Raw genomic sequence first — 12,624 nt, 5'->3', positions numbered from 1 at the left:
CCTCTCGGGGCGGATTTTTGTTTTTAAGGTTTCGGGTCGAAAATATCGGTTCCGAGATGGTTGTAATCCACCTTCTGTAACTGGAAGTTGGTGATGTATATCGGCCCGGCTTTCTTCTCAGATATAAACGGGTATTTGATGTTAATTTCCTTCGCTTTAATCCCCGTCCACTGGGAGAAAAAGCCTAAGAAGTCATTGGCTGAGCGGCGGGCTTTAATCACACGATGCGCTTTATCGTCGCTGGAAATGACCATAAAAGGCACCTGGAAATTTTGCTGATATTTATCATCATGGGCAAGGTATTGCACGTCTTTACCGCGCTCTTTAAAGGCCAGACCGTGGTCAGAAAAGTAAACCAGCGAGAAGCTGCTGCCGCTGTTGCGTAACTGATCGTACAGCTTGCGCAGTAAATCGTCCGTTTGCGTCATGGTATAGAGATAGCACGACGTTTCTTTCGATTGCACAAAGGTTTCGTATTTTCCTTGTGTCCTGTCGCAGGCCTGCGGATGTGAGCCCATCAGATGTAGAACAATCAGCTGCGGTTGCGAGTGCTCTTGCGCCAGCACTTGAGCGGTCATATCCAGTAACGCTTCGTCTTTGGTGTTTTTATCTGCTTCAAAATTACCTTCTTTCAGGAAGTACACTTCATCTGCTCGTTTGGCGATGCTGGCGATAGCGGTATCGTATTCGCCGATTTGACCCTGGTTGGAAAACCACCAGGTCTGGAAGCCCGCGCGATTTGCCAGGGTGACAAAGTTATCCTGAAACTGTGGTTTGCCATCGACAACGCGATTGAGCGTTAAGCCAAGCGATTTCTGCGTGGAGCCACTGGCGGCAATGTAGTCAGCAAATATCAAACCGTTAACGCTGCTGGCAAACGGGGTATTGTCCCAGTGACCGCCAAAGGCACCGAGGGCATCGCGACGCGCGCTTTCACCGATCACCACCACATAGGTCTGATACTTCGGCTTAACGGCAGTGACCGTCCAGGTATCTTTCATTCCGGAAAGTTTTGCCATCCGTTCTTGCTCTTCAATCACCTCGTTATTATTGACGATGACATCCTTAGCAAAACGAAATACCGGATAGCCAGTATCTTTCAGTTTAAATACGCCACCCCAGGCCAGGTTTTGCACGGGAGCAACAAAAAATGTCGCCACACTGAATACCAGACACAGGCTGTCGAAGGTATTCCAGCGCGCTTTTTCATTCTCTTTTTTTCGCCTGATTGCTATTACGCCGAGCGCAAAAATAAATAAGCCGACCAGGTAGCTGTACCACGGAAAAATCGTCAGGATTTCGGTCGACTCTTCCATATTGGTGGAGTGCAATGCCAGCAATGTATTGAAATTAGGCGCGCCGTAGGCCTGAGCAAAAGGGAAATAACAAGCCGCCACCAGCGAACTGACACCGACCAGAACTTTTTGTACGCGAGGCAATGTTCGCCATAGCAAAAGCAAAATAGCCGTAAACGCAGCGGTGTAGAGCAAACTGAAGGGGTAACCTAAGCCGAGGTTAATTAATAGCGACTGTAAAAAGTAGAACGCAGTCCACGGGCTAAATACCCGGCTACGGGTAACAAGCGATTCTTTGAGGGTTAAATTCATATGCCACTATCGTAACAAACGCCATGTGCTTACCCTGGCGTCAAGGGTCAATACCTGCAAGAGTGCGTGAAGAGTGGAAAGGGGTCCGCATCCGCGAGCCGCAATATACGCAGGGCTGCAAGAAGATAGAGCGAGCCGCCGTTCAGGTCAACTACTGACGAACAAATCTTTTGCGAAGGGGATTGCAAATCCGACAAAAAGTGGGGTTTTTCAGACCAAAACGCGTTATGCCTGCATGAAAGCAGGAGTGAAGCGGCGTACCGCGACGCCGCTATTTATCGGAAGGTTTATCTTGCTGCGGTTTGTTGTTGACCATATCGCACAACATAGAGAGCAGCATTAACCGTACTTTAAAGGGAGAATGACTAAACACGCGCATACACCTCTTGAACTCATTCATAAGACCTCCTGACTTGCTAATCCCGTCGATCCTTGAGGGATGATTGCATTACATACAGATATAGCACAGGCTATATTATATAGCTATTGCTAAAACGTTAATTTTTTGTACCTTCGCAACTCTGGTTTACAATGTGCGCACGAAATGAGAACGCTATGTATGCGTCACCATAATGAGGAAGCACAATGAGTCGTCGCGCAGGTACGCCAACAGCAAAAAAAGTGACGCAGTTAGTGAACGTGGAAGAGCACGTTGAAGGGTTCCGCCAGGTCAGAGAGGCGCATCGGCGCGAGCTTATTGATGATTACGTTGAGCTGATTTCTGACTTGATCAGGGAAGTGGGGGAAGCTCGTCAGGTGGACATGGCTGCTCGTCTGGGAGTTTCGCAACCGACGGTGGCTAAAATGCTTAAGCGGCTGGCAACCATGGGGCTGATTGAAATGATCCCCTGGCGTGGCGTGTTTTTAACGGCAGAAGGAGAGAAGCTGGCGCAGGAAAGCCGCGAGCGACATCAGATAGTCGAAAATTTCTTGTTGGTGTTGGGCGTCAGTCCGGAAATCGCCCGTCGCGACGCGGAAGGCATGGAGCACCATGTTAGTGAAGAGACGCTCGACGCTTTTCGTTTGTTTACCCAGAAACACGGTGCCAAATGAGCCTGCCTTTTTTACGCACGCTGCAAGGCGATCGTTTTTTTCAGTTATTAATTCTTGTTGGTATCGGATTAAGCTTTTTCGTGCCCTTTGCACCGAAATCCTGGCCTGCTGCTATCGACTGGCACACCATCATCACCTTAAGCGGCCTGATGCTGCTGACCAAAGGTGTGGAGTTAAGCGGTTATTTTGATGTGCTGGGGCGCAAAATGGTGCGCCGCTTTGCTACGGAGCGTCGGCTGGCGATGTTTATGGTGCTGGCGGCGGCGCTGCTTTCTACCTTTCTGACCAACGATGTCGCGCTGTTTATTGTTGTTCCGCTGACTATCACGCTAAAAAGACTGTGTGAGATCCCGGTTAATCGGCTGATTATTTTTGAGGCGCTGGCAGTCAACGCTGGTTCGCTACTGACGCCAATTGGCAACCCGCAAAATATTCTTATCTGGGGACGTTCTGGTCTTTCGTTTGCCGGATTTATTGCCCAAATGGCACCGCTGGCTGGCGCAATGATGCTGACGCTCCTGCTCCTGTGCTGGTGTTGTTTCCCTGGAAAGGCGCTGCAATACCATACGGGGGTGCAAACACCGGAGTGGAAACCGCGGCTGGTGTGGAGTTGTCTGGGGCTGTATATCGTCTTTCTGACGGCGCTGGAGTTCAAACAAGAGCTGTGGGGACTGGTGATTGTGGCGGCAGGCTTTGCGCTGCTGGCACGTCGCGTGGTGCTCAGTGTGGACTGGACGCTGCTGCTGGTGTTTATGGCGATGTTTATCGACGTCCATTTACTGACCCAGCTTCCAGCGTTGCAAGGCGTGTTGGGTAACGTGAGTCATCTATCTGAACCCGGGTTATGGTTAACGGCAATCGGTTTATCGCAGGTGATCAGTAACGTGCCGAGTACCATATTGTTGCTGAACTATGTGCCGCCGTCTTTATTACTGGTATGGGCGGTAAACGTAGGTGGCTTTGGGTTATTACCCGGATCGCTGGCAAATTTGATTGCGCTACGTATGGCGAACGATCGCCGCATCTGGTGGCGTTTCCATCTCTATTCAATACCGATGCTGTTGTGGGCGGCGTTGGTGGGATATGTTTTGTTAGTTATACTCCCGGCCAACTAGGGTCTGGCAAATAAAAAAGGCGGATTATGAGTCCGCCTTTTGCTTTAAGTTTTGAAGATTAATTCAGACGAACCGGCATCCCGGAGCGGTTTTTAATCGCTTCATCAAGAACAACCTGGTCAACATCTGGCTGACCGGTCACTGTCTGCACGCTCTTCGTCAGGGTAATTGGCACAATTTCCTGACCTTCAAACTGGGCTTCGGTGGTAGACAGCGGGTTATGGACTTCAATATAACGGCTGCCGTCTGGCTCGGTGGTCGCTTTTACCGGCTCATCAATAAACTGTACGCGGGTACCGACCGGTACTTTCTCGAACAGGAATTTGATGTCTTCGTTACGCAGACGCACACAACCATGACTTACACGCAGGCCGATACCGAAGTTGGCGTTGGTGCCATGGATAGCATACAGGCGACCGATATAGAGTGCATACAGCCCCATCGGGTTATCCGGACCTGCCGGAACGACAGCCGGAAGCGGTTCGCCCGCAGCGCGGTACTCTGCGTGCATTTTGGCGGTCGGCGTCCAGGTCGGGCCTGCTTTTTTACGCTCAACTTTGGTGGTCCAGTTGATAGGCGTATCTTTGCCTAACTGACCAATGCCGATCGGCAGCACGATAACGGTGTTGGTCCCTTTCGGATAGTAATAAAGACGCATCTCAGCACTGTTAATGACGATGCCTTCATGAACGGTATCCGGCAGGATCAGCTGCTGCGGAATGTTCAGTACAGTACCGCCTTTCGGCAGGAAGGTATCCACACCCGGGTTCGCTTCCATCATATTGGAAAGCCCCATCTGGTACTCGGCGGCAAAATACTCCAGCGGCTGAGTGTTACCTTCAGGAATGGTGATCACCTGATTCTGACCAACCAGGCGACTCCCGTCGGTTGGCAGAGGATAAGTTACCGCAGAGGCGGTACTGCAAAAGCCGACAACAGCGAAGGCCGCTGCGAATAATGTTTTCAATTTCATATTCATGTTAAGCGAGATTTTGTGCCTGGCAGGCCATTGGGTTGAGAATATTAGAGTATTGGAAGCGCATTATAAGTTCATTCCAGCTCACAGTGAAATCAGATGTGTACGAAATCACATTTTTTGCCTTTGGCTTGAGTGTAGACCTTAAACGAGGAGCAGGATCTTCTTTCAGACTTATGGCATAATGCGCGGTTTGTCATATCTCTTTTCAGGATACGCCTGTGTTAGTTTCCAGTAACGTCACCATGCAGTTCGGCAGTAAGCCGTTGTTTGAAAACATTTCCGTCAAATTTGGCGGCGGCAACCGTTACGGCCTGATTGGCGCGAACGGTAGTGGTAAATCCACCTTTATGAAGATCCTCGGCGGCGACTTAGAGCCGACTTTGGGTAACGTTTCCCTCGATCCCAACGAGCGCATTGGTAAGCTGCGTCAGGATCAGTTTGCCTTTGAAGAGTTCACTGTGCTGGATACGGTGATCATGGGGCATAAAGAGTTGTGGGAAGTGAAGCAGGAGCGTGACCGCATCTATGCTTTGCCGGAAATGAGTGAGGAAGACGGCTATAAAGTGGCCGATCTGGAAGTTAAATACGGCGAAATGGACGGTTACTCTGCGGAAGCTCGCGCCGGTGAATTGTTGCTTGGCGTGGGAATTCCAGTGGAACAGCACTACGGCCCGATGAGTGAAGTTGCTCCTGGCTGGAAGCTGCGTGTGCTTCTGGCGCAGGCGCTGTTTGCTGATCCGGATATTCTCCTGCTCGACGAACCGACCAATAACCTCGACATCGACACCATTCGCTGGCTGGAACAGGTGCTGAACGAGCGTGACAGCACCATGATCATCATCTCGCACGACCGTCACTTCCTTAACATGGTTTGTACCCACATGGCGGATCTGGATTACGGCGAGCTGCGCGTTTATCCGGGTAACTACGATGAGTACATGACGGCGGCGACCCAGGCGCGTGAACGTCTGCTGGCCGATAACGCCAAGAAGAAAGCGCAGATTGCTGAGTTGCAATCTTTCGTTAGCCGCTTTAGCGCCAACGCCTCGAAATCTCGCCAGGCAACTTCGCGCGCGCGCCAGATTGATAAAATCAAACTGGAAGAGGTGAAAGCCTCCAGCCGTCAGAACCCGTTCATCCGTTTTGAACAGGATAAGAAACTGTTCCGTAACGCGCTGGAAGTGGAAGGTCTGACCAAAGGGTTTGATAACGGTCCACTGTTTAAAAATCTCAACCTGCTGCTGGAGGTCGGTGAAAAACTGGCGGTACTGGGTACCAACGGCGTCGGTAAATCAACGCTGCTGAAAACGCTGGTGGGCGATCTGCAACCGGACAGCGGCACCGTAAAATGGTCTGAAAACGCGCGCATTGGTTACTATGCTCAGGACCACGAATATGAGTTTGAAAATGATCTGACCGTGTTCGAATGGATGAGCCAGTGGAAGCAGGAAGGCGATGACGAGCAGGCGGTACGCAGCATTCTCGGTCGTTTGCTGTTCAGCCAGGACGACATCAAAAAGCCAGCTAAAGTGCTTTCCGGTGGGGAAAAAGGGCGGATGCTGTTTGGTAAGTTAATGATGCAGAAGCCGAACATTCTGATCATGGACGAACCGACCAACCACCTGGATATGGAATCCATTGAGTCGCTGAACATGGCACTGGAACTGTATCAGGGCACGCTGATCTTTGTTTCACACGACCGTGAGTTCGTAAGCTCCCTGGCGACCCGCATTCTGGAAATCACCCCGGAACGCGTGATCGACTTTAGCGGTAATTACGAAGATTACCTGCGTAGTAAAGGGATCGAGTAAGTGATTATCCGTCACCCCGATACTGTCGGGGTGACGGCGGCTGATGACAAATGCAAAATAGCCTGATGCGCTACGCTTATCAGGCCTACGCAGTACCTGCAATATATTGAATCTGCAGGACTTTGTAGGCCGGATAAGGCGTTAACGCCGCATCAGGCATTAACAAAGCGCATTTGTCAGCAATCTGAGTAACGTCGAATCGATTTTCTTAATCCCACATCAATTCACTTCCATTAATTCTCAAACATCCATGCCCAACGCTCGCTTACCGTGAATGTTGAGGTCGGCAAGCGTAAAGCGTCCTTCCCAGTTTGTTTCATAGTCCTCGCGCGGGAAGTCGCCCGGCGATGCGCCTTTTTCCAGTGCGGCCTTCACCTTGTGCGCGTAGGCAAGATTTTTCTCGCACATCGGTGCCGCAGGAATGTACATCACGTTGCCCCAACCTTGTTGATTTTCAACGGGGGCAACGGAATGGATGACGTCGCAGTGCCACCAGACGGAGTCTCCGGCTTCGAGTTTTGGAATGCTGGTTAACGCCTCAATCAACAGTGGATGCCATTGCTCTGATACCGGCAATACTCTTCCGGGCGCTACGCCGCACAGTTCATCCTCCGGCACATCATCAAGCAGCGGACGTAACAGTACGTACGCCATAGCTTCAGGAATGGGCACGACGTGCAGCAGCCCCTGACCAGGCAGCATATCAGAGAGCGCTGTCCAGCCCTGGAATGTCCGAAACACGGAACATTTGGTGGTGTTGTCCACCGTGTACTCTTCAACTTCCGTACGATGTGCCGCATGCCAGGGATCATATTGCGCCAGATTGCCATTAAAGACGTTGGCGAAAACGCGCTGATACGCTGGAAGCAGCCAGCGTTCCAGTGCCCCGGAGTCGGTATGCGCTCCAAGACCTTTGGAGGTCGTTCCGGGCGGACGGCGGCGGATACGGTCAGGGTAGATGACGCTCACATCCGGGTTAAACCATTGCTTTCCATCACTTTCAAATGTCCACAGACGATTGAGAAACGACTGCGCATTCGCCATTTCTTCACTCTGGCGGGCCTGCATTTGCGCCTGCGACCAGTAGATGGGGTAAATCTCGGGACGTGAAGCGCTGAGCGTCCCGAAGAAATTATCGCCGGGGCCTTTGTAGACCTCGTCAAAGCGGTTGCGGTCCAGATAGTCCAGCATCGACTGATCCCAGCCTAGCGCTTGTTCGCGGGGGAAATGGCCTTTTATCACCGCACAACCGCGACGTTTAATCTGTTCGCGCTGCTCTGCAGTAACATGACCTGCTTTGATATCGGCATAAGACAGCACCGGCCAGACGGCATCGCCCTGTGCTTTGAGTGCGTTGATTTCAGCCACTCGCGTGGCAATGTCATCGCTTAGCTGATTAAAGATCTGCTGGACGCCGCCAAGCTGCGCCCGCAGCGCGTGCTTCATCTGACGGATAGCTGCTTTGTGATCGGCAGGCAATGTGTCGCTGGTAAAAGTAGAAGCCATAACCACCTCTCATTAACTTTCATTCGAAACCATTCTGATTTGCATGTGACAATATAAGTTATAAATAAGTTAATGCAAGTTTAATGATTTGATGTGATGTACAGGATGTAAAAAGAAGGGAAAACCGGAGCGCACGGCTCCGGTAGAGAGGTCAGCTGTTAAAAGGGGATGTGTTATCCAGCACCGCCTGAATCACATTCAGCGCGCCTTCATGATTATTATCATCGGTAGCGTAACGGGCGATTTGTTTAATGTTTTCCGCAGCATTGCCCATCGCAAAGGAATAACGCGCCATTTTCAGCATCTCCGCATCGTTACCGCTGTCGCCAATCGCTACCACATTTTGCGGTGACAGATCCCAGCGTTTCAGTAACCGCGAAATACCGTTTGCTTTATGTAGACCGGGAATAATCAGGTCGATAAAGCCAAAACCACTGGTAACGGGTTTCATAATGCCATCGAGCGCTACGTGCAGTTTGTCGATCACTAACGGGATTTGTTCATCCGGCAGGTTGAGCGAAAACTTGAACAGTACGTCGTCAATCTCCTGATAATCTTTTACAGGTTTCAGGCGATGGTAGTGTTTTGCCATCAGTGCGACAAATGCTTCGGGGGCATTTTCGCTGACATATGCACTTTGCAGACCGCAGGCGACAAAATTGAGTTGCTTATCTTTTAGCAACTCGCCAATAACAATCCGCGATTCATGTCGGGTCAGTTCGCCGTGGAACAACTGCTTGCCATGTTCGTAAACCAGTGCGCCGTTTTCCGCGACAAAAGAGATCTCATCCTTTAGCTCAGGAAAGAATGAAATAAGCTGGTAATACTGATTACCGCTGGCAACAACGAACTTAATGCCGCGCTTTTTCAGTTCCTGATATTGCGCCATAAAACGTGGTTGGTTGTACGTTTTGGCGTCGTTAAGAAAAGTACCGTCCATGTCTGTGACGATAACTTTTACGCTCATAGGTGTGCTCCTGGCTCGAAAATGAAACCGTAACAGTGTAATAACAATGTGACGCAGAGCACAAATTATATTTCGAATGAAAGTAAGGATGAAATTGATGATGTGAATGATTTAGCCCGGCGACGACGCCGCCGGGCCGAGGAGATTACAGCATATGTTCAGTACGGGCGATGATATCGTCCTGAGCGTCTGGAGAGAGCGCGGTGAAGAACGCGGAATAGCCCGCGACACGCACTACCAGATCGCGATACTGATCGGGATGTTTTTTCGCATCCAGCAGCGTTTCGCGGGAAACGATGTTGTACTGAATATGCCAGCCTTTATGCACTTCAAAGAAGGTACGCAGCAGGATCATCAGTTTCTGCTTGTCAGATTCGTTCTCCAGCGTTGCCGGATTCAGTTTCTGGTTGAGCAACACGCCGCCGAGAATCGCTGCCGTAGGCAGTTTACCCACTGAGCCAATGACCGCAGTAGGGCCAAGATGGTCAGTACCGGAGGCCGGGCTTGCGCCTTCTGCCAGCGGGGTGTGGGCTTTACGCCCGTCCGGTGTTGCCATAGTCTGCGCGCCAAACGGTACGTTAGCGGAGATTGATGACGTACCCGCGTAATAGTTGCCGCCAACCGGACCACGACCGTAGCGCGGATTATGGTACTGTTTCAGTTCGTCGATATAGGTCTGATAAGCGCGAGCCAGCAGCGTATCGACAGTATCATCGTCGTTACCGTACTTCGGCGCACCGTTAATCAGCCGCTGACGCAGTTGCTCATGAGTCAGGCCGTCGAAGTCATCCGCCAGTGCGGCAGCCAGCTGTTGCTGACCAATCGCGCCCTGTTCAAACACCAGTTTCTTCACTGCCGCCAGGCTGTTGCCGAGGTTGGCAATGCCGACCTGCAGGCCAGAAACCCAGTCATATTTCGCGCCGCCTTGCTTGATACTTTTTGCTCGCTCAATACAGTCATCCACCAGCGCCGAGCAGAGAATATCGTGCACGTTCTCTTCCAGCATGGTGTCGACGACATATTCGATTTCGATTGATTTGCGGGTGTAGTAACGGATTTGCGTATCCCACGCGTCCATTACTTCATCGAAGTTGTTGAAGTTACCTGCCGACAACGCTTTTTCTTGTGCCAGGAACACTTTGCCGCTGGTGGCATCACGACCGCCTTCCAGCGCAGCCAGCATCACGCGGGCGAAGTTGATAAAGCTCATGCCGGTACAGCGATAGCCCCATTTGCCACCGACGGCGGTTTCGATACAACCAATCGCTGCGTAGTCGTAAGCGTCCTGCGGTTCAATACCGAGTTTAATAAATTCCGGGATCACGATTTCGTCGTTGTTGAACGCCGGCATCCCGAAGCCGCAACGGATCACCTGTACGCAGGCGTCGAGGAAATCGTTGCTCATTCCTGCATGGTAACGCACGCTGAGGTTAGGCTGAGTGGAACGCAGGCGACCGCAGGATTCGAGGATCGCGTAAGAGAGTGGATTCACCGCGTCCATTGGTTGACCATCAACCAGATTTTGCCCGCCAATAGTGACGTTCTGATACAGCGGACTTCCCGCAGAGGCTTTTGAGTGTGAGCCGGAGCGGATCTTGTTCACTTCCAGCAGTTTCAGCCAGCAGCTATGCAGCATCTCGATGGCGTGTTCGCGATCCAGCGTCTGGTTGAGTTCAACGTCGCGGCGATAGTACGGGTAGAGATACTGGTCCATACGACCAAACGATACTGAGTGACCGTTAGATTCGATCTGCAAAATCAACTGGATGAAGTAACACAGTTGCAGCGCCTGCCAGAAAGTCTGCGGCGGCTGGTGGGCGATAAGATCGCAGTTTTCTGCCATCGCCAGCAGTTCATCGCGACGGCTTTCGCGGGTTTCGGTCGCGGCCATTTCACGCGCCAGGGCAGCGAAACGTTCAATGTGTTCACTGACTGCCACCAGCACGATATCAATCGCTTTCAGGAATTGCTCACCGTGTAAATCTTCCAGCACCGTCAGGTTGATGCGCGAGCGACGTTCCGCTACTTTCTCGCGCAGACCATCAAGCCCTTTTTCCAGCAGCAGCGGGAAATTCACCGCCAGGTGCGCATCGCCGGAAGTCATATTGCCCTCCGCTTTAATGATTCCGGTCGCCAGCAGACCTTTTTGCTCATCGGTAAACATGCCGTAGCAACGATCCTGTACCGTCTGACCGCGCCACCAAGGGCACACTTCATGCAGAACACGTTTGTTCTCTTCGCTCACCGCAAAACCAGCACCCGGACGATCTGCCAGATCATCAATCTCTTTTTCGATCCAGGAGACGGTATATTCCGGGAAGATCGGCGCGGCGCGAACTTCGCTTGCCTGGTTGCCAATGATCAACTCATCGTGCTTGATCCAGATAGTGCGATTCGCCAGGTGATGCGCCAGTGCCAGCGCGCGACGTACCGGGATCGGCTTATCGAGATGTTGTTGATACATCTCGGTATAGTGCTGCGCGCGCTCGGTACAGACTGGCGGTTTCACAATATGCACCAGCGCATTTTTGTGCGCTTTAATGCGGTCGCTGAGCGTGTCCAGTTTCAGTGTGGTCATGGTTGTTATCCTCGTAAGGTCGCGGTTAACCCTTTCTGGCAGGCATACTGCTGGGCAAAATCGAGCAGTTCTGGCGCATCAAGCGGTTTTTCCGGGGCGTCATAGGGCAGATTAAGTAAGTGATATTTGTTGATGCCCAGCGTGTGGTAGGGCAGGAAATGAATTTCGCCAACGTGCAGCTCGTCGGCGGCAAAATCGGTAATGGCTTTTACAGAGGTTTCGTCGGCATTAAAGCCCTGAATCAGCGGCACGCGGATAATGATTTTTTTGCCCGCTGCGGCGAGTTTTTTCAGGTTATCCAGCACTCTGGCGGCGTTACCGTCGGTCCACTGTTTAAACGGCGCGTCGGCAACGTGTTTTAAATCGGCAAGAAACAGATCGATATAGGGCAGAGAAGGGGCGATATATTTCCACGGCACATGCAGACAGGTTTCTACTGCAGTATGAATGCCTGCCTCGTGGCTGGCTTGCAGTAGCGCCGTCGCCATCTCCGGCTGCATAAAGGGTTCACCACCCGAAAGCGTTAAGCCGCCGCCGCTGCGATCGTAAAACGGTTTATCGCGCAAAACGGTCGCCATGATCTCCTCAACGCTTTTCACTTCACCACACACGGTTAACGCCTGTGTCGGACAGCAGTCGGTTAACGCCGTCAGATGCTCCGGGGTTAACTTTTCCCGATGAATAAGCAAACCATTCAGCGCGCGCTCAATCACTTCCGGCGCGGCCTTAGCGCACAGCTCGCAGCCTTCCAGACACAGTCGTGCGTCATACAGCAGATCCTGCGTGCGGGCGCGGCTTTCCGGGTTCTGACACCAGCGGCAGCCCAGCGAACAGCCTTTAAGAAATACGACCGTGCGGATACCGGGGCCATCATGGGTCGAGTAGCGCTGAATATTGAAAATCATAGTTGCCTCTCTGTTTCGTTCAAACATTAAAATACTTTCGAATGAAAGTTAGATTGATGTGCGTCAACTGTTCAGAGAGTTTTCCCGTGATAGTCTACATTCA

Annotated in this window: 10 protein-coding genes; 3 read left to right on the top strand and 7 right to left on the bottom strand. The window is 51.6% G+C overall.

Translation table 11 applies throughout. The annotated features are described in order from the left end of the window. Positions 1 to 23: 23 nt before the first annotated feature. Together opgE and mntS are read right to left on the bottom strand one after the other, a co-directional pair. Positions 24 to 1,607 carry a phosphoethanolamine transferase gene (gene opgE / locus K0778_RS03340; protein WP_001054678.1) on the bottom strand — a complete coding sequence of 528 codons (1,584 nt, stop codon included), beginning with the start codon at positions 1,605 to 1,607 and terminating at the stop codon, positions 24 to 26. Positions 1,608 to 1,878: 271 nt separating this feature from the next. Then, entirely contained in the window at positions 1,879 to 2,007 is a 129-nt protein-coding gene (mntS, locus tag K0778_RS03335; RefSeq protein ID WP_001001761.1) for a manganase accumulation protein MntS, read from the bottom strand. A 185-nt stretch (positions 2,008 to 2,192) separates the two neighbouring features. On the opposite strand from mntS, the gene mntR reads away from it, so the two are divergent. Continuing rightward, positions 2,193 to 2,660 carry a manganese-binding transcriptional regulator MntR gene (mntR, locus tag K0778_RS03330; RefSeq protein WP_000091016.1) on the top strand — a complete coding sequence of 156 codons (468 nt, stop codon included), beginning with the start codon at positions 2,193 to 2,195 and terminating at the stop codon, positions 2,658 to 2,660. Beyond that, complete coding sequence (locus K0778_RS03325; protein WP_000056442.1) at positions 2,657 to 3,775, top strand: anion transporter; 1,119 nt, start codon at positions 2,657 to 2,659, stop codon at positions 3,773 to 3,775. Before mntR ends, K0778_RS03325 begins: the two co-directional genes overlap by 4 nt. Positions 3,776 to 3,833: 58 nt before the next feature. Here the strand turns inward: K0778_RS03325 and ldtB are convergent, their stop codons facing one another. After that, positions 3,834 to 4,754, bottom strand: coding sequence for a L,D-transpeptidase (gene ldtB / locus K0778_RS03320; RefSeq protein WP_001056384.1), 921 nt, complete (start codon positions 4,752 to 4,754; stop codon positions 3,834 to 3,836). A gap of 218 nt (positions 4,755 to 4,972) precedes the next feature. Here ldtB and K0778_RS03315 point away from each other — a divergent pair, with 218 nt between their 5' ends. Then, positions 4,973 to 6,565, top strand: coding sequence for an ABC-F family ATPase (locus K0778_RS03315; protein WP_000961458.1), 1,593 nt, complete (start codon positions 4,973 to 4,975; stop codon positions 6,563 to 6,565). A gap of 240 nt (positions 6,566 to 6,805) precedes the next feature. Here K0778_RS03315 and K0778_RS03310 read toward each other — a convergent pair whose 3' ends face one another. The 4 genes from K0778_RS03310 to K0778_RS03295 all read right to left on the bottom strand — a co-directional run bounded on the left by K0778_RS03310 (position 6,806) and on the right by K0778_RS03295 (position 12,521). Then, positions 6,806 to 8,071 carry a DUF1479 domain-containing protein gene (locus K0778_RS03310; protein WP_063084852.1) on the bottom strand — a complete coding sequence of 422 codons (1,266 nt, stop codon included), beginning with the start codon at positions 8,069 to 8,071 and terminating at the stop codon, positions 6,806 to 6,808. 151 nt (positions 8,072 to 8,222) lie between these two features. Then, positions 8,223 to 9,038: a sugar-phosphatase YbiV gene (gene ybiV, locus K0778_RS03305; RefSeq protein ID WP_000114272.1), complete on the bottom strand. Its 816-nt coding sequence runs from the start codon at positions 9,036 to 9,038 to the stop codon at positions 8,223 to 8,225. A 145-nt stretch (positions 9,039 to 9,183) separates the two neighbouring features. Continuing rightward, positions 9,184 to 11,616 (bottom strand): glycyl radical protein, encoded by a 2,433-nt coding sequence (locus K0778_RS03300; RefSeq protein ID WP_000209344.1) that lies wholly within the window; start codon positions 11,614 to 11,616, stop codon positions 9,184 to 9,186. Between the two features lie 5 nt (positions 11,617 to 11,621). Then, the gene (locus K0778_RS03295) at positions 11,622 to 12,521 is read right to left on the bottom strand and encodes a glycyl-radical enzyme activating protein (protein WP_001338400.1); all 900 of its coding nucleotides are present in this window, start codon (positions 12,519 to 12,521) and stop codon (positions 11,622 to 11,624) included. Between the last annotated feature and the right edge of the window lie 103 nt (positions 12,522 to 12,624).

Source organism: Escherichia sp. XD33 (assembly GCF_019375075.1).
Taxonomy (GTDB): Bacteria; Pseudomonadota; Gammaproteobacteria; order Enterobacterales; family Enterobacteriaceae; genus Enterobacter; species Enterobacter flexneri_A.
This window is presented reverse-complemented; position numbering and strand designations above follow the sequence as displayed.